The sequence below is a fragment of the Phenylobacterium sp. FG114 genome (assembly GCF_057809855.1).
Window position 1 is genome coordinate 163,491 of sequence record NZ_JBMDKU010000012.1, and the last position, 26,910, is coordinate 190,400.

The window sequence follows — 26,910 nt, forward strand, 5'->3', positions numbered from 1 at the left end:
TTCGCGAGAAGGGTCCACCTTGTCTGTCATCTTCCGACGGCCGTTCCTGACGGCCATGCTGCTGGGCGCGAGCGCCAGCGCGCTCTATGCGGGCGCCGCGTCCGCCGAACCCGCCCCGCCGTTCCCGGACCTCCTGCGCCAGGCGCAGGCGACCGCGCCGCGGCTGTCCGAAGCCCGCGCCGAGATCGCCCGGACCGAAGGCCTGGCCCGCCAAGCCCGGGCCATCCCCAATCCCACCCTCGGCGTCGAGGTCGAGAACTTCGCGGGCTCGGGACCCTTCAAGGGCACGGGGATGTCCGAGACCACCGCCTCGATCGAGCAGACGCTTGAACTCGGCGGCAAGCGATCCGCCCGCGTCGCCGTCGGCCGCGCCGACGTGGCGGCCGCCCGGGCCCGCGCCGCGCGCATCCAGGGCGAGTACGCCTTCGACCTGGCGGCCGCATATGCGGAGGCCGAGGCCTCCGATCGGCGGCTGCAGCTGGCGAGCGAATCGGCCGGCTTCGCCCAGGAGGACGCCCGCATCGCCGGCGCCCTGGTGGAAGCCGGCCGCGAGGCGGACCTGCGCCGCGTGCAGGCGCTGGCGGCGCTGCAGGCCGCCCGGGCCGACGTCGAAGAGGCGCGCGCGGCGCGCGCCACGGCCTTCTCCAACCTGACCGCCCTAGTGGGGGCGCCTGCGCCGATCACCTCCATCCCAGTGAGCCTGCTCGCCCGGGCCGGACAGGCGTTTCCCGCGGCCGCCCCCGACCCGCTCTCCAGCCCGGCCTATCTCGCCGCCCAGGCCGAACGCGAGGCCGCCGCGCGTCGCATCCGCATGGAGCGGCTCCGCGCCGTGCCAGATGTCACCGTGTCGGTGGGGGCCCGCCGCTTCGAGGGGGATGACGCCACCGCGATGGTCGCCGGGGTGTCGATCCCGTTCCCCATCTTCGACCGCAACCGCGGCAACATCGGCGCGGCGCAGGCCGAACTTGCGGCCGCCGAGGCGCGGCTCAACGCCGCCCGCCTGGACGCCGAAGCCGCCGTCCGATCGGGGTCGGCCCGCCTAAGCGCGGCGGAGACGCGGCTGACGGCCTCGCAGGAGGGGGAACGGACAGCGGAGGAAGCCTACCGGCTCACCCGGCTCGGTTATGAGGGCGGCAAGCTCGACCTCGTGGAACTGCTCAACGCACAGCGGGCGCTCGCCGAGGCGCGCGCCCAGACCATCAACGCCGCCGTCGAACGCCTGAGCGCCCAGGCGGGCCTTGCGCGTCTGGCCGGCGCCACGCCCTTCGGAGATCCCCGGTGAAGCAAGACAAGACCCGACTGTACGGCGGCGTCGCCGCCGCGATCCTCCTGGCCGGCCTCGGCGGCTTCGGCATCGCCAGGCTGACGGGCGACAGGCCGGCCGCCACCGCCCCGGAAGCGGAGGGCGAAGAGCATCACGAGGGGGAGGAAGGCGTGGTCGCCATGACGGCGGACCAGGTCAAGGGCGCGGGCATCCTCGTTCAGCCCGTCGCCGTGGGCGGCTTCGCCAACGAGGTGCTGGCCCAGGCCACCGTGGAGGCCGCGCCCAACGGGCAGGCGGTGCTGACGGCGCGCGCCGCCGGGGCGGTCACCCGCATCTACAAGCGCCTTGGCGACCCGGTCCGGGCCGGTGAACCCCTGGCCATCGTGGAAAGCCGTGAAGCGGCTCAGATCGCTGCCGACCGCTCGGTGGCGAGCGCGCGGGCCTCCCTCGCGCAGAAGCAGTTGGCCCGCGAGAAGCGTCTCTTCGAACAACGGGTGTCGGCGCGGCAGGATTACGAGACGGCGCAGGCCGAGGCCGCGGCGGCCAACGCCGAGGCCCGGCGCGCGCAGGCGGCGTCTGGCGCGGCCAACGTGACCTCCGACGGACGGGGCGTCGTGGTGTCGAGCCCGATCGCCGGGCGCATCACGGCGGCTCCGGTCAGCCTGGGCGCCTTCGTGCAGTCGGAGACGGAACTCTTCCGGATCGCCGACCCGCAGCGGATCGAGGTTCGGGCCTCGGTCAGCGGCGCGGACGCGCCGCGCATCTCGCCCGGCGACCGGGCGGTGGTCGAACTTGCCGACGGCCGCGCGATCGAGGGCCGGGTGCGCTCCATCACGCCCTCGCTAGACGCCGAAACCCGCGCGGCGACCGCCGTGCTGGACCTGCCGGCGCTGGGGCTGCAACCCGGCCAGTCGGTCCGGGCGCGAATCATTCCGCAGCGGGCCAGCGCCTCCAAGGCGATCGTGGTGCCGGACGAGGCGGTCCAGACCGTCGAGGGCCGCGACGTGGTCTTCGTGCGCACGGCCAAGGGCTTCACGGCGCAGCCGGTGACGGTGGGCCAGCGCAGCGCCGGGCGCGCGGAGATCGTCGCCGGCCTGAAGCCCGGCCAGACCATCGCCGCGCGCAACGCCTTCCTGCTGAAGGCCGAGCTCGGGAAGGGCGAGGGCGATGAGCACTAGCTTGCTCACCAGGATCGTCATGCCCGCCGCCCTGGCCGCCGCCATCGGCGGCTGCGCCACCGCGTCGTCTCTGGACGGCGCTCGCGCGGTCGACACCGACCTCACCGGCGGCGGCCATGTCCGGATCTGGAGCGCCTATCTCCGCGCCGGCGGAGACGAGGCGGCGGTGCGCGGCATGGTCAGCGCCGATCCCCTCTGGCGCGGACCGGTGTCGGGGCATCTGCACGTCACGGCCTACGGCCGCGACGGTGAGGTTCTCGCGCGCCGTCCGGTCGCCTGGTCCAATCGGCTGACGGGGCGTCGCGGCGCGCCATCGGCCAGCTTTCAAACGAAGCTCGGCGTGCCCCGCGCCCAGGTCGCGCGCCTGGCGGTGGCCTACGCGTCGGGCGTCCATAGTCCCTCGGAGTCCTTCCAATGATCGCCGGCCTCATGGCCCTCTCCGTCCGGGCGCGCTGGGCGGTCGTCTTCTTCATCGCCATCGTCTCGGCGATCGGCGTCTGGCAGCTCACCCGGCTGCCGATCGACGCGGTGCCGGACATCACCAACAAGCAGGTGCAGGTCAACACGGTCGACCCGGGCCTGTCGCCGGCCGACATCGAGAAGCGGGTGACCTTCCCGATCGAGACCGCGCTCGCCGGCATCCCGGGCCTGGAGAGCACGCGCTCGGTCTCGCGCAACGGCTTCTCCCAGGTCACGGCGGTGTTCAAGGAGAACGTCGACCTCTACTTCGCGCGCCAGCAGGTCAGTGAGCGGATCTCGCAGGCCCGCGAAAACCTGCCCGAAGGCCTGCAGCCGCAGATCGGCCCGGTGACCACCGGGCTCGGCGAGGTCTTCATGTACACGGTGGACTTCGCCAACCCGGGCGGGAAGGGCGCCAAGTTGCGCGACGGCCAGCCGGGCTGGCAGTCGGACGGCAGCTACCTGACGCCGGAGGGCGAGCGGCTCGCGGACGACGTCTCGCGCGCGGCCTATCTGCGCACCGTCCAGGACTGGATCATCGGCCCGCAGCTGCGCACGGTGCAGGGCGTCGCCGGCGTCGATTCCATCGGCGGCTTCGAGAAGCAGTATCTGGTCGAGCCCGACCCGGTGAAGCTCAACGCCTATGGGGTCTCCTTCTCCGACCTGGCCAAGGCGCTGGAGGCGGCCAACCTCTCGGTGGGCGCCAACTTCCTGGAGCGGGCGGGCGAGGCCTATCTGGTCCGCGCCGACGCCCGGATCCGCTCGGCGAACGAGATCGCCAATGCGGTGATCGCCACGCGCGGCGGCGTGCCGGTGATGGTCAAGGACGTGGCCACCGTACGCATCGGCGGCGAGCTCCGCACCGGCGCGGCCAGCATGAACGGCCACGAAGTGGTGGTCGGCACCGCCCTGATGCTGATCGGCGAGAACAGCCGCACCGTCGCCAAGGCGGTGGGCGAGAAGCTCGAGACGCTCGAGAAGTCCCTGCCGGTGGGCGTCGCCGTCAAGCCGACCCTGGACCGCTCCAAGCTGGTCAACGCCACGATCGCCACGGTGCAGCGCAACCTCTTCGAGGGCGCCGTGCTGGTGGCCATCGCGCTGTTCTTCCTGCTGGGCAACGTGCGCGCCGCGGTGATCGCGGTCCTGATCATTCCGATCTCGTTCCTGATGACCGCGATCGGGATGAACACCCTGGGCGTCTCCGGCAACCTGATGAGCCTGGGCGCCCTCGACTTCGGCCTGATTGTCGACGGGGCCGTGATCATCATCGAGAACTGCCTGCGCCGGCTGGCCGAACGCCAGCATCGCGAAGGCCGTCTGCTCGACCTGCGCGAACGGCTCGAAGAGACCATGCTGGCGTCCCAGGAGATGATCCGTCCGACCGTCTATGGCCAGGCGATCATCTTCCTGGTGTTCGCGCCGCTGCTGACCTTCCAGGGCGTGGAGGGCAAGACCTTCTCGCCCATGGCCATCACCCTGATGCTGGCCCTGGCGGCCGCCTTCATCCTCTCGCTGACCTTCGTGCCGGCGATGGTGGCCCTGCTGATCCGCGGCAAGGTCGCGGAGAAGGAGGTGTGGCTGATCCGCAAGATCAACGAGCGCTACATTCCGCTGCTGCATCGCGCCGTGGCCCGGCCCTGGCCGTTCATCGGGGCCGCGGCGGGGGTGTTCGTGCTCGCCGGCTTCGTGTTCACGCTGCTGGGCCAGGAGTTCATTCCGCAGCTCGACGAGAAGAACCTGGCCGTGGCCTCGCAACGCATCCCCTCCACCTCGCTGGAGCAGTCGCTGCGTATGCAACGGGGTGTGGAGCAGGCGATCAGCAGCCTTCCGGAGGTCGAGCTGATGTTCTCCAAGACCGGCACGGCGGAGGTCGCCACCGACCCGATGCCGCCGAACATCTCCGACGGTTTCGTTCTGCTGAAGCCGCAGAAGGAGTGGCCGAAGGGGGTGAACACCAAGGAGGACGTGATCGCCCGCATTGAGGCGAAGACCGGGGCGCTGATCGGCCAGGGCTACGAGATGAGCCAGCCCATCGAGCTGCGCTTCAACGAGCTGATCGGCGGGGTGCGCGGCGACGTCGCCGTGAAGATCTATGGCGACGACCTGGAGAAGATGACCGCCACCGGCACGCGGATCGCCGCGGCCCTGTCGTCGACGCCCGGTTCGGCAGACGTGAAGGTGGAGCAGGTCAGCGGCGCGCCGACCCTGGACGTCCAGTTCGACCGCGCCGCGATCGCCCGCTTTGGCCTCACCGTGGAGGAGGTGGCCGACACGGTGGCCGCCGCCATGGCCGGGCGCGAGGCGGGGATGCTGTTCGAGGGCGACCGCCGCTTCGACGTGGTGGTCCGCGTGCCCGCGGCCACGCGGGCCAGCCTCGACGCCCTGGGCGCGCTCCCGGTCATGCTGCCGGGGGAGGACGGACACGCGCGCGGCTCCGTGCCGCTCAGCCAGCTCGCGCAGTTCCGCTACACGGAGGGCCTCAACCAGATCAGCCGCGAGAACGGCAAGCGCCGGGTCGTGGTCTCCTCCAACGTTCGTGGCCGTGACGTCGGCTCGTTCGTGAAGGCGGCCCAGCCGAAGGTGGAGCAGGTGGCGCTGCCGCCGGGCACCTTCATCGAGTGGGGCGGCCAGTTCCAGAACCTGCAGGCCGCCTCGCAACGCCTCGCGATCGTCGTGCCGATCTGCTTCCTGGCGATCTTCGCCCTGCTCTACATGGCGCTGGGCAGCCTGCCGCTCGCGGTGGCGGTGTTCACCGCCATCCCGCTCGGCCTGGCCGGCGGGGTGTTTACCCTGGCCCTGACGCGGATCAACTTCTCCGTCTCGGCGGCCGTGGGCTTCATCGTGCTGGCCGGTGTGGCCGTCCTCAACGGCCTGGTGGTGATGAGCGCGATCCGCCAGCGCCTGGACGCCGGCCTGCCGACCACCAAGGCCATCGTCGAAGGCATGATGGAGAAGGTCCGGCCGGTGGTGATGACCGGCCTGGTGCCCGCCATCGGCTTCATTCCGATGGCGCTGGCCCACGGCACTGGCGCCGAGGTGCAGAAGCCCCTGGCCATGGTGGTGATCGGCGGCCTGGTGACGGCCACCGCGCTCACGCTGCTGGTGCTGCCGGCGATCACCCAGGTGGTGCTGGACTTCGCCGAGCGGCGCCGGCGCCGCCCGCAGGCGGACGCCGGCCTGGTCCCGGCCGAGTAGGAAACACCCATGCCTCCTGAGGAGAGTCCGCCCATGGATGACGCCGCCAAGCTGCTGCGGATCTACACTGACGAGGCCGCCTACTTCGGGGACCGCAAGGTCTTCGAGGTGGTGGCCATCCGGGCCCGAGAGGCCGGGCTCGCCGGCGCGACGGTGCTGCAGGCCCTCATCGGGTTCGGGCACACGCCGCACCTGCACACCCGGCATCTGCTGGAGGACGACCAGTCGGTGGTCATCGAGATCGTCGACGAGGAGACGCGGTTGCGCGCCTTCGCGGCCGCGCTCGCGGACCTTCCGGACATCGGCCTCATCACGCTGGAGGCCGTGGAGGTGCTGCGAAGGCCGCCCCGGGCGGGCCTCGATGGCTAGGGGCTCGCCACATCGGCACGCACGGAGACCTGAGGAAAAGCCACGCCGTCTCACGATCCTTTTGGTGGTGGTGGCCGTTCTGCTGCTCGCGGCGGCGGCAGCGCTCCTAGTGAGCACGCCGTCGGTTGACTTCCATCCGCGCGGCTGACCGCCCGCCTGAACAGGGAACGATCATGAGCGAGGACGCAGCGAACGCCGAACACGGCGGGGAAGCCGGCGATGCGGGGCACGGCACGGCGGGCCACGCCCATAGCCACACCGCCAACGCCAACGCGCGCCAGCTGACCATCGCGCTGGCCCTGACCTCCACCTTCCTGGTCGCCGAGGTGATCGGCGGGCTGGTCTTCAAGAGCCTGGCGCTGCTCTCCGACGCTGCGCACATGTTCACCGACGTCGTCGCGCTCGCCATTGCGCTGGCGGCCATCAAGATCGGCCAGCGCAAGGCCGACGACCGCCGCACCTTCGGCTACCGGCGCTTCGAGATCCTGGCCGCCGCCTTCAACGCGGTGCTGCTGTTCGCCGTCGCGATCTATGTGCTGATCGAGGGCGCCCGCCGCCTCTTCGAGCCCGCGGCCGTGGAGTCCACCGGCATGCTGATCGTCGCCGGCATCGGCCTGGCGGTGAACCTGGTCTCGATGCGGATCCTCTCCGGCGGCAAGGACAAGAGCCTCAACGTCAAGGGCGCCTACCTGGAGGTTTGGGCCGACATGGTCGGCTCCATCGGCGTGATCGGCGGCGCGATCGTCATCCGCCTCACGGGGTGGGCCTGGGTCGATCCGATCGTGGCGATCGCCATCGGCTTCTGGGTATTGCCGCGGACCTGGGTCCTGCTGCGCGACAGCACAAACATCCTCCTGGAGGGCGCGCCCTCCGGCGTGGCGCTTGCCGGCCTCCGCAAGGCCATCGCGGAAACGCCCGGCGTCTCGGCGGTCCACGACCTCCACGTCTGGGTCTCGGGCGCCGACCAGCCGAGCTGCACCGCCCACGTGGTCCTCGCCGCCGGCTCGGAGGGCGAAGACGTCCGCCGCCGCGTCGCCGTCACCCTCGCGGCGGACTTCGACGTGCATCACGTCACGATCCAGACGGAGACGGTCCCGTGCGACGCACGGCCGGAGCTCCACGCATGAGCGCGGACGCCCACGATCACGCCCACGGCCACGGGCATCACCACCACGACACCGAGGGCATGAGCGATGGACGCCTCGTCGGCGCGGTCGCGGTCAATGTCCTGCTCACGGCCGCGCAGATCGTCGGCGGCGTCGTCTCGGGCTCGCTGTCCCTGATCGCCGACGCCCTGCACAATCTGAACGACGCCGCATCTCTGGCGCTGGCGCTGTTCGCCCGCAAGGTGGGGCGAAAGCCCGCCGACAAGCTGATGACGTTCGGCTACGGCCAGGCCGAAGTCGTCGCGGCGCTGATCAACCTGACCACCCTGATCATCGTCGGCCTCTACCTCGTCTACGAGGCCATTCTGCGCTTCATCGACCCGAAGCCGGTGGAGGGCTGGATCATCGTGATCGTCGCCGGGGTGGCCCTGGTCATCGACGTGGCCACGGCCCTCATGGTCCGCGTAGGCGCCAAGCACAGCCTGAACATCAAGGCCGCCTTCCTGCACAACGTCTCCGACGCCCTGGCCTCCGTGGGCGTGATCGTCGCCGGCACGCTGATCCTGCTCTACGACCTCTACGTCGCCGACCTGGTCGTGACCCTGATCATCGCCGCTTATGTCCTCTACCAGGGTTTTTCCCTGCTCCCGCGGACCGTCCGCCTGCTCATGCACGCGACGCCGGATGGCGTGGAGTTCGACCGCGTGGTCGAGGCGATCCGCGGCGTGGAAGGCGTTCGCGACGTCCACCACGTCCACATCTGGAACCTCGGCGAGCACGCCCGGGCCCTGGAGGCGCACGTGGAGCCGCATGGCGCCTCGCTGTCCGACTTCGCCGCCGCCAAGGTTCGGATCCGGACGATGCTGGCCCGGGACTTCAAGGTGAAGCACGCCACCCTGGAAGCCTGCGCCGCAGGCGAGCATCCAAACGACGGTCCGCTCCAGTCGCCGCACACCGGCTGACGCCCACCACCGCTCGGCCGAGCCTCTGAGGGGAGGGGAGAGATGTTTGAGGTGACCCGCGAAGTCCGCGTCGCCGCCTTGCCACAGGCGGTGTGGCGGGCCGTCACCGACTTCGCGGCCTACCGGGCCTGGACCAAGCCGATCCTGCTCGACGGCGAGCCGAAGGTGGGGTCGACGGTCAGCCTTCAAATCGCGGGTCGAATGCGGTCCGGCGTGCAGCGCGCCATCCGTCACGAGGGAACAATTAAGGCGGTCACCCCTGAACGCGACCTCGTCTGGACGAGCGGGATTCCCGGCGTCATCCGCCTGCGGTTCGGCTTGGACCTGCGACCGGCCGGCAGCACCTCAGAGGTTCGCTATTCGATGCAGTTCTCGGGCTTCGCCGCTTATCTCTTCCGAGGCCGCCTGACGCGGCTCTACGGGCCAATCCTCAGCGTCGTCGCCGAGGACCTCGCGCGGCACTTGGGGAAGGGACGGGCCGCGTCCCTTCGCATCGCGCCCGACATCCGGCGTCGAAGGCGCAAGACGCAGGCGGCCTGCACGGCGCGATATTCGTCGCGCTTTTCGGACGGTACTCGACGGACCGGAGCGGATCGGACATGGACCACAACAAGCATTTGGACGCGTCCGCACAAGGCGGTGAGTCCTCCGATCTCGCGTGGCAGGGACGCCTGACAGTCGGCGACCACTGGGCGCGGTGGGTCGGCCGCGCCGGGGACGCCACCAGCCACAGGCACTTCGCCGCGCAGGCTATCCAGGCCCCTGGTGGTGCGCGTCTGCATCTCGGGCCGGGCGAGGTCGTCGAGGGCGAGTTGATCCTGATCGATCCGCTGGTGGCCCATCGCCTCGAGGCCATCGAGGGTCTCACGCTCCATTTCCTGGAGCCCGCGGCCGCGACCGATCCGGTGCTGGCGGACGCCCTCGGAATTTTCCGGGCAGGGCGGGACATCGTTGTCGCGTCGCACCCCACCACGCCGTTCTGGGACCGGTGGCGGCGCGGCGAAGCGCTCGTCAGGCCGCGAGGCGACGTCCTGTCCGCGAGCCTCGGTCGGATCGACGCCCGGCTCGGCGACGGCGCGCTGCGGCTGCGGACCATCGCCGAGGAAAGTGAGCTGTCGCCGTCCCGATTCCGGCATCTGTTCGCCGAGGAGGTCGGCCTGCCGTTTCGCCGCTACGTGCTGTGGCGACGGCTGCGCCTGGCGGTGACCGAGATGGGGGCCGGCGCGGATGCGACCACCGCGGCCCATGCCGCCGGCTTCGCGGACCTGGCGCACTTCTCGCGTACGCTGAAGGCGATGTTCGGGGTGACGGCGACGCAGGCCCTTCGGTCGCGGGAGCCGGCCAGAGAGTCAGGCCCTGTCCGCTGAGGCGCGCGGCGCCTTGCGAAACGGCTCCACGAGCTGTGCGACATAGCCCGTCGGATAATCGGGCCGATGCCCGATGCCCACGTCGCCGCGGCCGATGCGCCGGCGCTTGTCGTACATCGCCGTCCCGAGCAGGCGATCCCAGAGCGTCGTGAACAGCCCGAAATTGACGTCTCCGACGTGGCCGTCCCGCTGGTGGTGGAAGCGATGCACGGGCGCCAGGGCCAGCACGTGGCGAAGCGGTCCGATGCGCATGTCGACATTCGAGTGCTGCAGCAACAGCTGGATCGCCACGGCGAACCCCAGCAGCATGCCGACCTGAAGCGGCATGCCCGCCAGGATCAGCGGCGTCGCGCCGGCCGTCGTCTCGATCGCCTGGTGGAGCGGGTGCTTCATCAGGCCGTTGAAGCCGTACAGTCGCTTCACGGAGTGGTGCACCGCATGGAAGCGCCACAGCCACTCGACCTTGTGGCTCAGGTAGTGCGCCAGGGTGATGCCGGCGTCCGCCACCACGATGGCCATCAGCACCTGGAGCCACAGCGGCCAGGCGTGGGGCCAGAGCCCCGGAAACGGGGCGAGCAGCGTGAGCGCCGGGACCAGGGCGAGGGTCAGCCCGTAGCTGGCCTCGTTGACGAGCGCGTGCAGGATGTCGCGCTTCCGGTCGCCCTGGTCGTGGTTCCATTCGGGCTCGTAGGGGGCCGCCCGCTCCGCGAGGAACGACAGGAGGATCGCCGCCAACAGAAGCGGGGGCAGCACCCAGAAGGGTCGTCCGGTCGCGACCAGCCAGATCGCCCCGCCGACGAAGCCCAACAGCATGGCGGGCGCATAGGCCAGCCTGAGAAGTCCGCGCATGGATAGTCCCCTCCGGTTTCCGGGAGGACCCTGCCTGGGCTTGGGCGAACGCGCTTGAACGATGGGGCTGCGGTTCCGGCGCCGACCCTTCGCTCGCCCCGGCTCAGACGAACAGGGCGCCAACGGCGGCGGCGGCGATGGCTGCGCCGAGGCCGGTCGCCGGTCGAGCGCGCAACCCACCCTTGGCCCCGGGGGTTCATCCCTGACGGCGGCGCTTGGCGCGGCCGGTCACCCTGTTGGACCACGGGAGCGCGACATGACGGACAGCCCCAAGCCGGCCGGCGAAAGCGTTCCGGCCGACACCGCTGGCGGACAGAAGTCTCAGGTCGGCAAGGACACCAAACCTCAGGGCGCCCAGGAGGTGGGCGGGATGATCGGGGAAGGCAGCGCAGATCAGCCGGCCGCCGAGGTGACCGAAAACGATCCCAGGACAACCCGCCCGGGCGGGATGGTTGGCGAGGGCTGATCGTCCGCCCAGCGCCTTTGGACCCCTCCAGCCTCCGCCCCGCCGGCCTTGGACGTTAGCTGCGGCCCGTGAGTCCATCCCCGCCTACGCGGCCGCCGGCTTGCGCCCGGCCAAGGCGAACCCGACGACGAGCAGGACGATGGTCGCGAGCTGGGCCAGGACGCCCTCCCACGTCGGGAAGAGGCCCAGGAGCTCGATCCGCGGCACGACGGCGAGCGGATGCACGTCGAGCAGCCCGGCTTCCTGCAGGCCCGCGACACCCTTGCCCGCGAGCACGACGGCGAGCACCGCGATGAGGAGGGCGCTGTAGGCGAAGAACTGCGTGATCGGCAGGCGGCGGCTATAGGTCAGCAGCACCCGTGCGATCACCGCCAGCAGCAGCAGCGCGAGACCGGCGCCGGCCATCAGGGCGAGGTGGCCGCCCTGCGCCCACAGCGCGGCGAAGAACAGGATGGTCTCGAAGACCTCGCGGTAGACCACGACGAAGGCGAGCCCGAACAGGAACCAGGCCGAGCCCTTGGAGAGGGCGGCCGACAGCTTCTCCTTGATGTACCGCTGCCAGGCCTCGGCGTGGGACTTGCCGTGCATCCAGACCCCCACCGAGATCAGCACCGCGGCCGAGACCAGCGATCCGAACCCCTCCATGAGCTCGCGGCTGGCCCCGCTGATCGAGATCAGCCAGGTGGCCGCGGCCCAGGTGGCGGCGCCCGCGGCCAGGGCCGAGACCCAGCCGGCGTGGACGTAGGGAAGCACGTCGCGCCGGTCGGCCTTTCCGAGGAAGGCGACCATGGCGACCACGATGAGCAGCGCCTCCAGCCCCTCCCGCAGGAGGATGGCGAAGGCGCCGGCGAAGCTCGACGCGGCGCTGGCCTGCTCCGGCGCCAGGGCCTGCTCGGCCAGTCCCAGCAAGGCGATGAGCCTCGTGACCTTGACCTCAACCTCCGCCGGCGCCGCCCGGGCCGAGATGCTGGCCCGCAGCTCGCCCATGGCGGCCTCGATGCGGTTCATGAGGGCGCCGTCCCGGGCCTTGAGGGTCGGCTCCACCGGTTCGAAGCCGTCCAGGTAGGCGGAGAGGGCCAGGCTCTCCGCGCGTCCCCGATCGCCCGCCTTGTAGGCGTCGAGGCTCTGCCGAAGCTTCGTGCGCGCGACGTCGAGGCTGCCGGCGCCCGAAGACGTCACGGCGGCCGGCGCCCGGCGGAGGAAGGCGGTCAACTGGCTTGCGCGAGGCTCGCCCAGCTCCGCGGCCAGGGCCGCCGGGGTGACCTGGGTCACCGCCTGGAGGTTGGGGAAGCGGGCCCGCAGGTTGGCGTCCGCCTTCCAGAGCGCTTCGCCCGCCCGGGCGGCGTCGGCGTCGAAGGCGAAGCCCCCGACATAGTAGGCCAGCGCCCAGCGCTGGTCCTCGGGCAGGTGGGCGAAGCTCGCCATGGCCGTGCCGTCCAGCCCCTGGCCGATCACCTGGTAGAGTCCGAACAGGCTGCGCTCGCGCGCCCGCTCGGGATCGGCGAAGGCGACCGGCGGCGGATCGAGCCCCTTGGCCCCGGGGCCGTCCGCGTGGCCGCTCGACCCATGGCAGCTCGCGCACTGTTCGGCGTAGAGCCGGGCGCCCTTGGCGAGGTCGGGCGCCTGGGCGGGCGCCAGCGGCGTCGGATAGGCGGCGAGCAGCTCGCCGGCGAGCTTACGCGCCCGCCCCGCCACCACGTTTGGCGGCGCCTTTCCGGCGATGTCAGCGGCCAGGGTGTCCGCGGCGCGCACCAGCCCCGCCCGCGCCGAGGTCTCCGGGAGCGCCGCGAGCCGGGTGCGCACGGTGCGGGAGAACTCCTGCATCTCCGCATACTCCGCGGCGCTCACCACCCGGCCGTCCTGGACCGCGCCGGAATAGTCGACGGCGATGTAGTCCAGTAGGCGCCAAGCCACCTGGGCCGGGGGCGCCTCCTGCGCCAGCGCCGGCGTCTGGAGGGCAGCCGCCGCCAGGGCGATGAGAACGAAGAGAAGACGGGCGACGGCCGGCATCGGGGACTCTGCTGCGACTGCGAGTGGTTTGCAGGAACTTAGACCCTCTAGCCACTTGAGGAGCAAGCGTCCTCGCCGCAGCGGCCTCGATCCTCGGCTTGCCGCTGCGCAGTCCTCGTGATGGCGGGCGGTTGACCGGGAGCGCCTGGCGGGCTCGGGTGTTTCGGACCTGAGGCTGCGGCGCCCAGAGGACCAATCCCGGCAAGGAGGACTACGTCATGAGTGAGGGTCTCGTCGCCGGCCGCGCCCAGTACCGCGTGACCGGGATGGACTGCGGCGACTGCGCCGCCAAGATCGAAGCGGGCGTGCGCCGGCTCGCCGGCGTCAGGGACGTCCGGGTCTCGATCGCCTCCGGGTTGATGACCCTGCAGGCGGACGACGGCGCGCGGACGCTTCCGGAGGTCGAGCGCTGCGTGCAGGGGCTGGGCTACCACCTCGAACGCGTCGGCGCAGGGGCGGGGGACGCAGGGGGTGCTTCCGAAGCTCCGGAGGCGGTCCCGCGCGATCCCGGGTACCGGCGCGCGCTCTGGATCGTCGTCCTCCTCAATGTCGGTTACGGGGTCCTCGAGATCGGCGCCGGCCTGGCCGGCCGATCGCAGGCGCTGCAGGCCGACGCCCTGGACTTCCTGGGCGACGGGCTCATCAGCTTCCTCGGCCTCCTGGCGATCGGCTGGGGCCTCGCCTGGCGCGCGCGCGCCGCCCTGATCCAGGGCGTGTTCCTGGGCTTGCTCGGCGCCGGGGTGCTGGTCGGCACGGTCTATCGGGTCTTCGTTCTCAACGCCCCCAATGCGGAGACGATGGGGCTGTTCGGCGCCATCGCCCTGGTCGTCAATGTCGCCGCCGCGCTCGTGCTGATGCGCCATCGCGCCGGCGACGCCAATGTCCGCGCCGTCTGGCTGTTCTCGCGCAACGATGCGCTCGGCAACCTCGCGGTGGTGATCGCGGCCGGGCTGGTCGCCTGGACCGGCACGCCCTGGCCGGACCTGATCGTCGCCTTCGTCATCGCCGGGCTCTTCCTGCAGTCCGCCTGGTCGATCGTCGGCCACGCGCGACGCGACCTGAGGGAGGCGCGGACGGTTGGCCGGGAACAGGCGCCGGCTTAGAGCCCCTCGTCCTCCTGCTCGGCCTCGCCGACGGAGGGAGCTGGAGGACGGTCCACGTGTCGGACGATCTCTTCCAGGCTCCACGTCGCGGGATCGGAGTCCAGGAGCCTGGCCTTCGCCCACGCAAGCCAGGCCGCGGCTTCAGGATCGATGTCCGTCCGAGGCGTCGCCGCCGGCTGCAGCTGCGCGAGCAGCCTGCTGACCCGGAGAGCCTCCTCGTGCCACTCCGCCAGTTCGCAGAGGCGGGCCCAGCGGGATTCCTCGGCCTGCGCCTGCCGCTCGGCTTCCGCCTGTCGCTCGGCCTCATACCGCCAGCGGGCCTCCGCCTCGCGGCGCTCGGCGTCGATCTGCTGGGCCTCGCGAGCCGCGGCTTCGATGCCGGCGACGATCTCGTCGATCCGGTCTTCGAGTTGGCCGTGGCGCGGGTGGTCGCGCCATTCGGTCCGTCGGCCGTAGCTGCGGGTCTGGGTGGTTAGCACCAGCTCCCCGGTCATCCGGTGTTCGAATGCGTGGTCGCGGCCGCGCGCCACGTTCCAGGGATCGCGAGCCTCCTCGGGCGTGAGCCGCCGCTTGGTGCGTGTGTAGCGCTCTCGGATCGTGTGGGTGACCAACTGGCCGCTGACCTCGAAGCGCACGTCGTAGAGCGATCGGCCTTCGGTCCACACGCGGTGTCCGCCCCGCTCCAGGGCCGTGAACAGCCGGTGGCGGAGCCGTTCGCAACGCCGCTCCAGGGGGTCTTCGTCGACGCGTGCGCGGGCCGGAGCCAAGGAGAAGCTCGCCTGCTGGCGAAACGCTTCGCGGCGGCCGGCCAGGATCGGGTGCAGCATCTCGGTGGGCATCCGCCCTGGCGCGCCGATACGGGGCGGCGGCGGCGCGTCCGCTCTGCCGCGGGTCGCCGTGGAGTGGTCGGCAGGCGCATCTGGGGCTACCGGCGCTTCCGGGGGCCGCCGGCGGCAACGGCCGGTCGAGGCTTACCGTCTCCGGACGTCCGGGGCGGGCCCACGGCAGTTTCCGCGGCCGGGTGTCCTGGGGCGCGTCGCCGCGCCAGAAGCCCGAGTAGGGGAACGGCACGTCGAGGGACTGGCAGATCCGCTCGAGCTCGGCGGCCGCGAGCCCCAGCGCGCGCGCCGCCTGCGGCATCGGCTTCGACCAGACCAGGCGGTGGAGGTCTTCGCGGGTCAGGATCATCGGCCCTGGGCTCCATTCGGCGTGCGGCCGTCGGAGGGCCAAGACGTGGTTCGGACGGGTTCTCCCTGATCGGGACGTCGAGATTTGATGGGATCCGTAGGCGAGATCTGAGGGGGAAAGCCTTCCCCTGCGGCCGAGCCCGAGGCGTCTCGGCCGACCCCTTCTGCGGGGGCGGCGCCCCCGCAACGCCCCCGCCGGAGGGGGAGGAAGGGCGGTTCGGGTCGGTCCCGCATCGGGGGCCGTCCAGACACCGCGGAGGCGGTCATGCCGTCCCAGCCCCCAATCTCCGAACCCGCTGCGGCGGTCGCCCGGCGCCTGCGCGACGCTGGCCCACTGGCGCTCGACGATGGCGAGGCGCTGCAGCTGGCTGGCGGGCTTCGCTTGGGCGAGGCCGAGGCCCTGCTCGCGGCGTTCGGGTCGCTGCCGGAGGTGCTGGCCGCCGACGCGGCCGCCCTGGAGCGCATCGTGTCGCCCGAGCGCGCGGCGCGCCTGGGCCTGGCGCACGACCTCGTGCGGCGGGTGCTGGTCACGCCGCTACGGGAGCGGACCCTGCTGCCGGGCTGGACCGTGGTCGCCGACTACCTGCGCGCCGTGCTCGGCGGGCTGGCGCGCGAGCAGTTCCGGGTGCTGTTCCTGGACCGCCGCAACCGGCTGATCCGCGACGAGGTCATGGGCGAGGGTACGGTCGACCATGTGCCTGTCTATCCGCGGGAGGTGCTGCGCCGCGCCCTGGAGCTCAACGCCTCGGCCGTGGTGCTCGCCCACAACCATCCGGGCGGAGACCCGGCGCCCTCCCAGGCCGACATCGACGCCACGAAGCTCGTGGCTGAGGCGGGACGCGCGTTGCGGATCTCTGTCCACGACCACTTCCTGGTGGCCGGCGAGCGCGTGGCGAGCTTCAAGGCCATGGGGCTGCTCTGATGGTCCGGCCGAGCCTCGCAGCCGTCGTCAAGGCGCTGGGCGGCGACCTGCTGGCTGGCGGGCTCCGCGCCAATGTGCCGGGACCCGGCCACAGCGCGGCCGACCGTTCAGTGTCCTTGCTGCTCGCGGGGACCCGGGTGGTGGTCCACAGCTTCGCCGGCGACGACTGGCGCGACGTGCTGGCCCAGCTCCGGGACCTGGGCCTCGTGGACGAGGACGGTCGCCTGGCCGGCGTCCAGGGCTTGGCGCCGGCGCATGGCGAGCTCCCCTCGCGAGCCGCCCGCGTCGGCATCGCCCGCGCGCTCTGGTCGGAGGGGCGGCCGCTCGGCGGCACGCTCTCGGACCGGCACCTTCGCCTCCGCGGCGTGGGCGGCGCGCCGCCCGACGACCTGCGCCACCATCCGGCGGTCCCCGCGGCGGTCTATGCGCGCCGGGGCGTCCGTCGGCCGGCCCTGCTGGCGGCGATCCGCGATCCCGCGGGCGAGCTGTGGGGGCTGGAGGTGACCTACCTCGCGCCGGGTGGACACCGCGCCACCGTCCGGACGCCGCGCAAGACGGTGGGCGGCTGCCCGGCGGGGTCGGCGGTGCGGCTGGCGACCTGCGGCCCGCGGCTGCTGGTGGGCGAGGGGGTCTTCACCTGTCTGTCGGCGGCGCGGGTGTTCGGTCTGCCGCCCTGGGCGCTGCTCTCAACCCGCAACCTGCGCAGCTGGCGCCCGCCGGACGGCGTCCGGTCGGTCCTGATCGCCGCCGACCGCGGCGCTGACGGCGAGCGGTCGGCGCGGATCCTGGCAGCCAACCTCCGCGCGCTCGGGCTGGCGGTGGCGCTGCACTGGCCCCCGGCGCCGTTCGCCGACTGGAACGAGGCCGAGGCGGCGGATTGGCCGCAAGGGGAGGCGGAGGAAGGGCGGGTTCGGGCGGGCGCGGCGGACGGATGGTCCGGGCCGCCGGCCCGGAGATCCGAGCCATGACTCCCAATCCCCAGGAGGCGCTGCCGCACGACGACGGCCTCGTCCTCATCCCCGACGCCCTGCGCCCCGCCCTGGCCGCCAACGCCGCCCGGCCGGATGGCGATCCGGTCCCGGTCCTGAAGCTGTTCAACCCGACGGGGCCCGGGACCTGGCTGATCACCGAGCTGGACCCGGACGGCGACACGATGTTCGGGCTCTGCGACCTCGACATGGGCTGCGCCGAGCTGGGCTCCGTCAGCCTGCGCGAGCTGACCGCCGTGACCCTGCCGTTCGGCCTGACCATCGAGCGCGACGTCCACTTCGAGGGTCGCCTGCCGATCTCGCAGTGGGCCGAGATCGCCCGGCGCTGCGGCTCGATCCGCGAAGCCGAGCAGATCGTGCGCACGATCGCGCCCGCGCGCGACCCTGGCGCCTGACCTCACCGCCTTTCGCCGGCGGCTGCGGTCGCCGGCGGATGCCCGGCCTCGGCCGGGCGATCCGCGCCATCCCGGCGCAAGAGCCCCCGCCGTTGTCCCGCCGAAGCGTGGGTGGCGAGGGCCGACTCACACCCCTGACCCCCAGGAGTAAGACCATGAGACTGGCATTCGCCGACCCCCGCAACCTGACCCTCTCGCCGTTCAACATGCACTACGGGCGGCCCGACCCCGACGTCTCCGACATCCTGCCGTCCGTGCGCCAGCGCGGCGTGCTCCTCACCCTGCTGGTGCTGGAGACGATGGCGGACGGCGCCGCCGTCCCGGACCGCTTCGAGGTGGTCGCCGGCCGCCGCCGCTGGAAGGCCGCCCTGGCCGCGATCGCCGAAGGCGTTGAGATCGATCCCGTCCCGATCGGCATCCTCGAGCCGGGCGACGACGCCGCCGCCATCGAGGCCTCGCTGATCGAGAACCTCGGCCGGCTGCCGCCCGACGAGGTCACCTGCTGGGAGACCTTCACCCGGCTGGTGAAGTCGGGGCGCACGGCCGAGCAGATCGCGGCCGTCTTCGGAATGTCCGACGTGGTGGTCCGGCGGACGCTGGCGCTCGGCAACCTGCTGCCGCGGATCCGCAACCTCTACCGCCGCGACGAGGTCGACGTGGCCACGGTCCGTTGCCTGACGCTGGCCAGCAAGGCGCAGCAGAAGGCCTGGCTGGCGCTGCTGGACGACCCCCAGCAGCGGGCGCCAACCGGCTCCGCTCTCAAGGCCTGGCTGTTCGGCGGGGCCTCGATCCCGACGAAGCACGCGCTGTTCTCGCTGGAGGACTATCCCGGCGAGATCCGCGCCGACCTGTTCGGGGAGGAGAGCTGGTTCGTGGAGGCCGACCAGTTCTGGCGCTGCCAGAACGAGGCGATCGCCGCGCGGCGCGACGCGCTCCTGGCCGAGGGCTGGTGCGAGGTGGAGGTGCTGGAGGTCGGCGAGCCCTTCTACGCCTGGAAGCACACCGCCACGCCCAAGGCCAAGGGCGGCAAGGTGTTCATCACCGTGTCGGCGCGCGGCGAGGTCGAGGTCCATGAGGGCTGGCTGAGCGACAAGGAGGCCCGCCGCGCCCAGGCGGCGGCGGCCAAGGCGGCGCGGGGCGAGGACCCCGCCGCCGCCGAGGCGGCCAAGCTCGCGCGGCCCGAGGTCACCCAGGCGCAGGAGGCCTACATCGACCTGCATAGGCATGCGGCGGTGCGGCTGGCGCTCGCCGAGGCGCCGGGCGTGGCGCTCCGCCTGCTCGTCGCCCACGCCGTGGCGGGAGCGGGGCACTGGCGGGTGGAAGCCGAGAGCCGGCGTGGCGGCGACCCGGCCCTGGCCGCGAGCCTCGCGGCGAACGGGGCCGTGGCCGCCTACGCCGAGCGGCGCGCGGCAGCCGCCCGGACCTTGGGGCTGCGGCCGGACGCGCGCGACCTCCTGGGCCAGCGCCCGGAGGGCGGGGTCGCCGGGCTGTTCGCGCGCCTGCTCGCCCTGCCGGACGCCGACGTGCTCGCCGTCGCCGCCGTCGTGATGGCCGACAGCCTCGCCGCCGGCAGCGAGGCGGTGGAGGCGGCGGGCGTCTGGCTGAAGGTGGACATCGGCCAGGTCTGGTCCCCCGACGAGGCCTTCTTCGACCTGATGCGCGACCGCGAGACCGTGAACGCCATGCTGAAGGAGGTGGGCGGCAAGAAGGTCGCCGACGGCAACCTCGCCGAGAAGGTGAAAACGCAGAAGGCCATCCTGCGGGACCTGCTGGAGGGGGCCAACGGCCGAACGAAGGCCGAGGGCTGGACGCCGAAGTGGCTAGGCTTCCCCGCCCAGGCCTACACCCGCCGGCCCTTCGCGCCGGCCCGCCGCGCCCGCACCGTGGCGCCGCTGCTGCGCCGGGCCGAGGCGGCGATCGGCGCCGCCCCGCAGGCGATCGCCGCCGAATAGGGGCGTCCTGGTCCGACCCCTGCACGCGCGCACGCCCTCGCCCCCGGCGAGGGCGTGCGTTGCGTGGCCTGCGGCGGTGGGCCGCGGCTTTGACCGGCGGGTCTGGTTCGTCCATTGCAGGCGAAGACCCATGGACGAACAGCTCGCCTACTTCCTGGACCTGCGGATCCGGCTGCGCGGCCGCGCCGAGGCGGTGGCGATTGTCGACCGCTGCCTCGCCATGATCGCCCGCGCAGCGCGGGCGTCGCCGGAGGAGCTCGTCCGGTTGGACGCCGAGGTTGAGACCCTGCGCGAAGACCTGGCCGCCCGCTTCGGCCGCAAGCACCCGGTGACCTACCAATAGCCTTCCCCCTCTGCCGCGCGCGCCAGGCGTCCCGGGAGCGCCTGGGACCGGGGCTGGGGGCGTCGGAGCATGACGGCGTCGACGGTTCGGCGATGCGTGTCGCTCGGCGCGCGGCGCGCGTGCCGGTCTCCTCGGCGCCGGCCGAAGCGAGGGTCGCGACGGAGCGCCACCGCGCCGGCCCGCGCGCAAGGGTGCGCTGACGCCGCCTGCGGCGCCCTGGCCCGCGGGCCGTCCCGGCGGCCGGAGGTCGCGAGCTTCGGCTCGTAACCCCAGGAGACCGCCATGCGACCGCTTCCCAGCTTCTTCAACACCGCCGAGCTCGACGCCTTCGACGCCCGGACCGCCGCCCTGCAGGACCCGCGCCCGCACCCCACCGAGCCGCAGCTCACCCAACTCGGCCATGCGCTGATGACCGAGGTCCTGGACCTCGTCCTCGACGGCGCCCTTGAGGACCACGTCGTGACGGTCTGCGAGACCCTGATCGGCGGCCTGCACGCCGGCGTCCAGCGGCTCGAGCGCGACGCCGACCGCGAGCGCGAGCAGCTCGCCGGGCTGCTGCGCGACTTCGACGGCTCGGAGGTGGCCGACGTGGACCTGCAGGAGGCCAAGACACGGGCCGACGCCCTCGACGTGGCCGCCTGCGCGCTGGCCATTGTCCGCGACGCGGCGGCCGAGGGCTACGCGACGGCGACCCGCGAGGTCTGGAGCCCCTGGCGCGGCTCGGTGCGAGGCGGAACCAGCACGGCGGCGCAGCTCGACGCGCAGGCCGCGATCCGGGCGCTAGAGGACAGGCGGAGAGTCGGCGCCGATCCCGGCGATGCGGTCGTGGCGTTCCGCGCATCTCCGCGCAGCGACACGCCCGAAGACGCGGGGCGCATCTTCGACGCCTTGAACTGGGCGTTCTGCAAGTTCCCGGGCATGAGCCTCGCGCTCACCGGGGCGCCGGGCGGCGAGCGTCTCGCCAAGCGCTGGGCGCAGCAGAAGGGCGTCCGGCTGGTCCTGGCGCGGCCCGACTTCGCGCGGTTCGGCCGGGCGGCGCCCTTCCGCGCCAACGACCAGCTGATGGCGCTGCAGCCGGTGTGCGTCCTGGTGCTGCCGGAGACCCTGGGACCCGCTTCCGCGGCCGCCGCGCCGCCGTTCGGGCCCGCCCTCAACCTCGCCGAACAGGCGCGCCGTCGCGATGTCCCGTGCGTGCGGATCGGCCCGAAGTCAGCTGGGCCCGAGCGCCCCTGAGATCGAACGCGGCGGGCCGTGTCGGATCGGACGCACGGCCCGCCACATTCTGGCGTGCATTGTGAATATTCGCGGCGGCCACAGGCGGAGGCCGGCGCCTGGGTGAAATATCGCCCTTGTCACACTCCAGGGGCGCCGCGCCTCCTTCCGCCTTCGCCCTCACGAGGCCGACGGAGTCAGTGCGATGGCCGAGCCCCAGGCCGAACCGTTCCATGTGGCGCTCACCGCCCTGCGCGAGCGGCTGCAGAGCGGCGTGCTCCCGCCCGGCGCGCGCGCCACCGCCGTCGACCTGGCGGACGACCTCGGCCTCTCGACGACCCCGGTCCGCGAGGCGCTGTCGCGCTTGACCGGCGAAGGCCTGCTCGAGGACCGGCGGGGGCAGGGCTACTTCGTCCGCCGCCTGGGCGCGGTGGACATCGCCGACCTGTACCGCCTGAACCTCGCCCACCTGTTCATCGCCCTTGAGCCGCGGCGCACGAGTCGCATGCCGACACCCGCCGCCGCAGAAGAGTCTTCGGACGGCGCTGGCCCGCCCTTCGACCCGGTCGCGAGCGTCGACGGCCTTTTCCGCGCCTGGGTCGGCGCCACCGGCAGCCGGCCGCTGTTCGGCGCCTTCCGCGTCATCCAGATCCAACTCGGCCCCGTCCGCCGGGTGGAGGCCCAGGTGCTTCCGGAACTCGAGGCGGAGGCGCGGGTGCTGCTCGACGTGACCTTGCCGCGCGGCGACCGGCTCGCCGCGCTGCGCCAGTTTCACGCCCTGCGAATCCGCGAATCGGACCGGCTGGCGGCCTTGCTTGAGCCGGCCGCCCGCGGGTCGAGAAAATAGAGCGAATATAGATTGAATATACACATCCCAGGTTGTGAACTTAACTCGTCGCAATCAGCGGCAGATACGACCAGGGAGGTCAAGATGATGAAGCTGTTCAGCCTGCGGAACTTCCGGCTCCTGAGCCTCGGGGGCGCCAAGGCGTCGACGCACGGCGAGCCCGACGGGGACGACGTCGAGATCGACGAAACGCTGTACTTCAAGCCGTGATGTCGAGGCGGCGCCGGTTCGCCCGGCGCCGCCGTCTTCCCATGTCGCTTTCGCTTCGCCCGGATGTCCATGTCGCCCTGGTGGACGACGACGTCGTGGTCCTCGACGTGGGACGCGACGACTACCTCTGCCTGCCCGGCCTGGCCGCGGTCTGGCGCGAGGGCGTCAACGCCGAGGGTCTCATCCAGGACCCAGAGCTCTCCGCCCAACTGTCCGCCGCCGGTCTGACGGCGACGCAGGCCGGGCGCCCGGCGGCCCGGCTCCTGCCGGTGGCCGTCCGATCGGCCTGCGACCAGCCACCGGCACGGATCACGCCCTCCGACCTCGGGGCGATCGCCGGGGTGCTGTGGGACGTGGCGTGGCACTATCGCGGCCGCTCCCTGGCGCACATCCTCCGCCATGCCCGCCGCCGTCGCCCCGCAGGGCAAGGCTCACGCAGCGAGGTGCTGCGGTTGAGCGCGGCGTTCGAGCGCGCGCTCGTCTGGCTGCCGCTGCCGGCCAAGTGTCTCGTGCGCAGCTTCGCGCTGCTGCGCTTCCTCCAGCGTCGCGGGCAGGACGCGCACTGGTGCTTTGGCGTGCGCACCTGGCCGTTCTCCGCCCACTGCTGGCTCCAGCTCGACGAGGTGTCGCTCGACGACCACGCCGACCAGCTGCGCGCCTACACGCTCATCCATGTCGCCTGAGGCCCCGCAGTTCCTGGCCTTTGCCTGGCCCCCGGCTTCGGAGGACGCGGCGGGCGAGGCGGCCGTCTGGCGCGAGGCGCTCAGGTCCGCCGACTGGTCGCCGCTGGAGCAGGGCGCAGGCCTGGAGGTGTGGGGCCGCGGTAGCGGGCCGTCGCTTCGGCGCCTCCACCCGAGCCTTCTCATCCTGGGCGAGATCCATCCGCACGGTCCCGGGACCGCCGTCGCGCCGCCGCCGGACATCTCCGTCGAGCGCGCCGCGCGGCATCTCTCGACGCGCGCCTGGGGTGAGTACGTGGCGATCCTGCGGGGGCCAACCGACGGCGAGCCGTGGGTCTTCCGCAATCCGTCCGGCGGGCTCGACGCCCTGACCTGGAAGGCGGGCGCCGTGGTCGCCGTCGCCAGCGAGCTCACCCACCTCCCGTTCGGGCTCGCGCCCCACAGGCTGGCGCTCGACTGGGACGCCATCACCGACTTCGTGCGGCGTCCCCTGTCGACCCTCGATCGCTGCGGACTGGCGGGGTTCCACACGGTCACCCCGGGCGACCTGCAGCCGATGGGCGCCGATGCGCGGCGGGCGGTGGCGATCTGGCGGCCCGAGACGTTCGCCGGCAACGTCGCCATCGACGATGCCGAGGCCCGCCTCCGCGACGTGGTGGATGGCGTGGTCGCGGCCCAGGTCGGCGCCTGCGGGCGCGCCTTGGTGGAGATCTCCGGCGGACTGGACTCCGCGATCGTCGCGGCCTCGCTCGCTCGGGCGGCCGACGGTCGGGCCGAGCTGGTCGGCCTCAACTACTTCGGCGACCGTCCGGAGGGTGACGAGCGGGCGTGGGCCCGCGCGGCGTGCTCTGCGGCGGGCCTTTCCCTGGTCGAGGCGGCGAAGCTTGCCGGGGCGGTCGCCTTGTCGGATTTCACAGACTTCGCGCGCTGTGCGCGGCCGGCCCTGAACGCCCTCGATGCGGACCGGGACCGGCACACCGCCCGCCTGGCGCTGGCGCAAGGCGCCGACACCATCTTTACCGGCAAGGGCGGCGACGCGGTCTTCTTCCAGATGCCCACGCCGCGCATCCTCGCCGACTATCGCGCCGCCAAGGGCGGGTTGCCATGGCCCGACCCCTTCGCCGCGGACATCGCCCGGTGGCTCCGGCGCTCGGTGTGGTCGACGCTGTGGGCGGCTCGCCGGGCGCCAGCGCAGGACTACCGGGCCCGCGCGGGGGTGTGGGGCTCGCGCACCCGGGAGGCGCCGTCGCGGCCGGCGCATCGCTGGCTCGAAGGAACCGAGCACGTCGCGCCGGCCAAGCGCCTGCAGATCGAACTCGTCGCGGCCTCGCAGCTGGCGGCGGGCCTCTGCCGACGCGCGGAGGCGGCGCGGCTGCGCCACCCGCTGCTCGCCCAGCCCGTTGTGGAACTCTGCCTGTCCATCCCGGCCTGGGCGCACGTGGCGGGGGGACGCGACCGGGCGGTGGCGCGCGCCGCCTTCGCGGATCGCGTCCCGGCGTCGATCACCGAGCGTCGCTCGAAGGGGGCGCTTACGTCCCTCTACAGCCGGCGGACGGCGGCGAGCCTGGAGGTGCTGCGTCCCTTCCTCATGGACGGGGTCCTGGCCGAATGGGGCGTCCTGGATCGCCGCGCCCTCGACCTCGCCCTGCAGCCCGACCAGTTGATCCGCCGGGCCGACGGCGCGCGGGTCATGGGGGCGGCGATGGTGGAAGCCTGGGTGCGGCATTGGCAGGGGCGGGCGCCGGACCTGGCGACGGCGTCGCGGGATGGGGTCCGGTCGAGGCTGCTCTGAGGTGGAGGTCGAGCCAGGCGAAGGCGCGGCTGTAGTAGTCGCGGATCGTGCCGGGGCTCGTGAAGCTGTGGCCTTCCCCCCAATAGGTCACCAGCACCACGTCCTTGTTCTGCCGGTGCAGGCTTGAGAACATCTCCTGCGCCTGGCCGATGGGAATGGCGTCGAGCTCGCCGTGGAAGATCAGCAGCGGAGTGTGGATGCGGTCCGCGGCGAACACCGGGCTGTTGGCCACGTAGCGCGCCGGGTTGGAATAGGGCGGTCCGCGCATCGCACCCTGGAGGTCCTCGGTCCACCCGGCGGACGGGTTTGCGCCCAGGCCCCCTTCCGGCAGCACCAGCCGCTTGAGGCCGAAGTCCCCGTGCATGCTCACCAGGTCGGCGGGGGCGGCCTGGACGATGGCGGCCCGGAACCGGTCGGTCTGGGCGATCACGGCCAGGGTCCCATAGCCGCCGAAGCTCGCGCCCCAGATCGCCAGGCGCTCGGCGTCGAACGGCGCCGCCGCGCCCGGAAGGCGGCTGGCCGCCTCGACGATGGAGAGCAGCCGGGCCGCCAGCCCGGCAGCCGGGCCGTCGTCCTCCGGGGTGTCCGGCAGGCTGGGGATGAGGACGGCGTAACCGGCGCCTACGAGCAGCGCGGGCGTTTCGATCCCCCCGCCGGTACGGGCATCGAGATAGGCGGGGAACCTCGGATAGGTCGAGCCAGGGTAGGGCCAGACGACCAGCGGCGGCGGGTCCCCAGCGGGCTTCCCTGCGGGTTTGGGCGGGAGCATGAGCCAGCTCGTCAGCCGCTCCCCGCGAGGCCCCAGGTGCGGCACGGGAATTACCCGCGGCGCGTCCACGTCGGAAAGGCCGCGGTTGATCGTGGCGAGCGTGACCGGCGGCGCCCCAGGCCGCACCCAGGACAGCACCTCGGGTCCTCCCTCCGGGAAGGCGCGGGCCACCGCGCCGGAGGCGCTGGCGGCGACCACGACCCCCGGTTCCGGCAAGGGCGCGGCGGCCGCACCGGGACCGAGCCGGACGGCGGGGGCGGAGGGCGCGCCGGTGACGATGGTGAGGTCGGGCGACTGGTTGGGACCGAGCTCGGCGCGCGGCCGCAGGCCGCCCGGCGCCGGCGTCACCAAGCCAAGCGCCGGGTCGTCCGGCCAGGGCGAGGGGGCGAGGCCATGGCGGTCCGCGCGCCAGAGGCGGCCGCCGCTCACCAGCCACAGCGCCTCCGGCGTGAGGATCGCCGGGTCCGGAGGGACGGTCGGCAGCGTGGCGGTGAGGTTGATGGCGCGCGCGCCGGCCAGGCGGAACCAGTCCGCCCGGCCGGCGCCGACGTCCCCGACCGGTCGGGCAAAGACGATCGGGTCGCGTCCCATCCACCCCGCCCGGACCACGCCCGGCCGCCCGGACACCACAGGCCGCAGGCCCGCGCCGACCACACGGGCCGTCCCGTCCTTCGCGGCGACCTGGAGCAACCGTCCCTGTGTCCAGGCTTCGCCGTCGCGGCGGGCGAAGACCAGCAACGCCCCGGCGTCCGGCGACCAGCGGAGCAGCTGGCCCAGGAGGTCGCAGCCGCCGCAGGCCGGAGTCTGCCCGCCCGAGGCCATATCGACGATCTCGAGACGGCTGCGCACCACCTCGATGCCGTAGTCCGCCTGGACCGCCCGCTCAGGGTCGAGGGGGATGTCCCGGTCCTCAGCCAGGATTGCCGCGCGCCGGCCGTCGGGGGAGAGCTCGAGGTCAGTGAACGGCCCCGAGGCCACGCAGCGGGTGGTCCCGGCGGCGAGGTCGATCTCCAGCAACTGCCGGTCCGGCGTCCGCGGCCGAAGGCCGAGGAAACGGCCGCTGCCGACCACCGTGGGGCTCGCCTCGCCGGCGGCGGTGCGCGCCCGGCGTTCGGCGATGGCGATGGGATAGCGCCGCAGCTTCAGGTCCAGCGGGACGGCATCCGCGGGGGGCAGGGCGAGCGCGACAAGGGTGTCTCGCCCACGCCAGGCGACCGCACGTGCGGTGGCGTGCAGGTTCGGCGCGATCCCCAGCCAGCGCACGGCGCGCGTGGCCGGCCACGC

25 protein-coding genes are annotated in these 26,910 nt (G+C 72.7%); 21 read left to right on the forward strand and 4 right to left on the reverse strand.

The window, feature by feature from the left end:
- The first annotated feature begins 19 nt into the window (after nt 1-19).
- From ACODSY_RS19535 to ACODSY_RS19575, 9 genes are all read left to right on the forward strand, one after another.
- Nucleotides 20-1,282 (forward strand): TolC family protein, encoded by a 1,263-nt coding sequence (locus ACODSY_RS19535; RefSeq protein ID WP_488953551.1) that lies wholly within the window; start codon nt 20-22, stop codon nt 1,280-1,282.
- Entirely contained in the window at nt 1,279-2,442 is a 1,164-nt protein-coding gene (locus ACODSY_RS19540) for an efflux RND transporter periplasmic adaptor subunit (protein ID WP_488953552.1), read from the forward strand. Before ACODSY_RS19535 ends, ACODSY_RS19540 begins: the two co-directional genes overlap by 4 nt.
- The gene (locus ACODSY_RS19545; protein WP_488953553.1) at nt 2,432-2,860 is read left to right on the forward strand and encodes a hypothetical protein; all 429 of its coding nucleotides are present in this window, start codon (nt 2,432-2,434) and stop codon (nt 2,858-2,860) included. Before ACODSY_RS19540 ends, ACODSY_RS19545 begins: the two co-directional genes overlap by 11 nt.
- Nucleotides 2,857-6,096 carry an efflux RND transporter permease subunit gene (locus ACODSY_RS19550; RefSeq protein WP_488953554.1) on the forward strand — a complete coding sequence of 1,080 codons (3,240 nt, stop codon included), beginning with the start codon at nt 2,857-2,859 and terminating at the stop codon, nt 6,094-6,096. Before ACODSY_RS19545 ends, ACODSY_RS19550 begins: the two co-directional genes overlap by 4 nt.
- 33 nt (nt 6,097-6,129) lie before the next feature.
- Complete coding sequence (locus tag ACODSY_RS19555) at nt 6,130-6,465, forward strand: DUF190 domain-containing protein (RefSeq protein WP_488953555.1); 336 nt, start codon at nt 6,130-6,132, stop codon at nt 6,463-6,465.
- Between the two features lie 173 nt (nt 6,466-6,638).
- Nucleotides 6,639-7,592 (forward strand): cation diffusion facilitator family transporter, encoded by a 954-nt coding sequence (locus ACODSY_RS19560; protein ID WP_488953556.1) that lies wholly within the window; start codon nt 6,639-6,641, stop codon nt 7,590-7,592.
- Entirely contained in the window at nt 7,589-8,533 is a 945-nt protein-coding gene (locus ACODSY_RS19565; RefSeq protein WP_488953557.1) for a cation diffusion facilitator family transporter, read from the forward strand. Before ACODSY_RS19560 ends, ACODSY_RS19565 begins: the two co-directional genes overlap by 4 nt.
- A gap of 42 nt (nt 8,534-8,575) precedes the next feature.
- On the forward strand, nt 8,576-9,208 hold the full coding sequence (locus ACODSY_RS19570) for an SRPBCC family protein (RefSeq protein ID WP_488953558.1): 633 nt from the start codon (nt 8,576-8,578) through the stop codon (nt 9,206-9,208).
- Complete coding sequence (locus ACODSY_RS19575; RefSeq protein WP_488953559.1) at nt 9,133-9,900, forward strand: helix-turn-helix transcriptional regulator; 768 nt, start codon at nt 9,133-9,135, stop codon at nt 9,898-9,900. The genes ACODSY_RS19570 and ACODSY_RS19575 overlap by 76 nt, the downstream gene beginning before the upstream one ends.
- Here ACODSY_RS19575 and ACODSY_RS19580 read toward each other — a convergent pair.
- Nucleotides 9,883-10,749, reverse strand: a complete 867-nt coding sequence (locus ACODSY_RS19580) for a sterol desaturase family protein (RefSeq protein ID WP_488953560.1) — start codon at nt 10,747-10,749, stop codon at nt 9,883-9,885. The genes ACODSY_RS19575 and ACODSY_RS19580 overlap by 18 nt on opposite strands.
- A gap of 256 nt (nt 10,750-11,005) precedes the next feature.
- On the opposite strand from ACODSY_RS19580, the gene ACODSY_RS19585 reads away from it, so the two are divergent.
- The gene (locus ACODSY_RS19585; protein WP_488953561.1) at nt 11,006-11,215 is read left to right on the forward strand and encodes a hypothetical protein; all 210 of its coding nucleotides are present in this window, start codon (nt 11,006-11,008) and stop codon (nt 11,213-11,215) included.
- Between the two features lie 84 nt (nt 11,216-11,299).
- Here the strand turns inward: ACODSY_RS19585 and ACODSY_RS19590 are convergent, their stop codons facing one another.
- On the reverse strand, nt 11,300-13,225 hold the full coding sequence (locus ACODSY_RS19590) for an FTR1 family protein (RefSeq protein ID WP_488953562.1): 1,926 nt from the start codon (nt 13,223-13,225) through the stop codon (nt 11,300-11,302).
- A gap of 218 nt (nt 13,226-13,443) precedes the next feature.
- Between ACODSY_RS19590 and ACODSY_RS19595 the strand changes: the two genes are divergently transcribed.
- Complete coding sequence (locus ACODSY_RS19595) at nt 13,444-14,328, forward strand: cation efflux transmembrane domain-containing protein (RefSeq protein ID WP_488953563.1); 885 nt, start codon at nt 13,444-13,446, stop codon at nt 14,326-14,328.
- On the opposite strand, the gene ACODSY_RS19600 is transcribed toward ACODSY_RS19595, so the two are convergent.
- Nucleotides 14,325-15,167 carry a hypothetical protein gene (locus tag ACODSY_RS19600; protein ID WP_488953564.1) on the reverse strand — a complete coding sequence of 281 codons (843 nt, stop codon included), beginning with the start codon at nt 15,165-15,167 and terminating at the stop codon, nt 14,325-14,327. The genes ACODSY_RS19595 and ACODSY_RS19600 overlap by 4 nt on opposite strands.
- A 613-nt stretch (nt 15,168-15,780) precedes the next feature.
- Here ACODSY_RS19600 and ACODSY_RS19605 point away from each other — a divergent pair.
- From ACODSY_RS19605 to ACODSY_RS19650, 10 genes are all read left to right on the forward strand, one after another.
- A complete protein-coding gene (locus ACODSY_RS19605) occupies nt 15,781-16,437 on the forward strand; it encodes a JAB domain-containing protein (protein WP_488953565.1) in 657 nt (218 codons plus the stop codon).
- Nucleotides 16,437-17,405 (forward strand): DUF7146 domain-containing protein, encoded by a 969-nt coding sequence (locus ACODSY_RS19610; protein ID WP_488953566.1) that lies wholly within the window; start codon nt 16,437-16,439, stop codon nt 17,403-17,405. Before ACODSY_RS19605 ends, ACODSY_RS19610 begins: the two co-directional genes overlap by 1 nt.
- Nucleotides 17,402-17,821: a DUF2958 domain-containing protein gene (locus tag ACODSY_RS19615; protein WP_488953567.1), complete on the forward strand. Its 420-nt coding sequence runs from the start codon at nt 17,402-17,404 to the stop codon at nt 17,819-17,821. Before ACODSY_RS19610 ends, ACODSY_RS19615 begins: the two co-directional genes overlap by 4 nt.
- Before the next feature lie 155 nt (nt 17,822-17,976).
- On the forward strand, nt 17,977-19,773 hold the full coding sequence (locus tag ACODSY_RS19620) for a ParB N-terminal domain-containing protein (RefSeq protein ID WP_488953568.1): 1,797 nt from the start codon (nt 17,977-17,979) through the stop codon (nt 19,771-19,773).
- Between the two features lie 130 nt (nt 19,774-19,903).
- Nucleotides 19,904-20,116, forward strand: coding sequence for a hypothetical protein (locus tag ACODSY_RS19625; protein WP_488953569.1), 213 nt, complete (start codon nt 19,904-19,906; stop codon nt 20,114-20,116).
- A gap of 282 nt (nt 20,117-20,398) precedes the next feature.
- Complete coding sequence (locus tag ACODSY_RS19630) at nt 20,399-21,349, forward strand: DUF2493 domain-containing protein (RefSeq protein ID WP_488953570.1); 951 nt, start codon at nt 20,399-20,401, stop codon at nt 21,347-21,349.
- Nucleotides 21,350-21,533: 184 nt separating this feature from the next.
- A complete protein-coding gene (locus ACODSY_RS19635) occupies nt 21,534-22,175 on the forward strand; it encodes a GntR family transcriptional regulator (protein ID WP_488953571.1) in 642 nt (213 codons plus the stop codon).
- Nucleotides 22,176-22,259: 84 nt separating this feature from the next.
- Nucleotides 22,260-22,385 carry a hypothetical protein gene (locus tag ACODSY_RS19640; protein ID WP_488953572.1) on the forward strand — a complete coding sequence of 42 codons (126 nt, stop codon included), beginning with the start codon at nt 22,260-22,262 and terminating at the stop codon, nt 22,383-22,385.
- A 41-nt stretch (nt 22,386-22,426) separates the two neighbouring features.
- Nucleotides 22,427-23,068 (forward strand): lasso peptide biosynthesis B2 protein, encoded by a 642-nt coding sequence (locus ACODSY_RS19645; RefSeq protein ID WP_488953573.1) that lies wholly within the window; start codon nt 22,427-22,429, stop codon nt 23,066-23,068.
- Entirely contained in the window at nt 23,058-24,857 is a 1,800-nt protein-coding gene (locus ACODSY_RS19650) for an asparagine synthase-related protein (protein WP_488953574.1), read from the forward strand. The genes ACODSY_RS19645 and ACODSY_RS19650 overlap by 11 nt, the downstream gene beginning before the upstream one ends.
- On the opposite strand, the gene ACODSY_RS19655 is transcribed toward ACODSY_RS19650, so the two are convergent.
- Nucleotides 24,754-26,910 (reverse strand): S9 family peptidase (locus ACODSY_RS19655; RefSeq protein WP_488953575.1); only part of this gene is annotated, 2,157 nt, incomplete at its 5' end. The genes ACODSY_RS19650 and ACODSY_RS19655 overlap by 104 nt on opposite strands.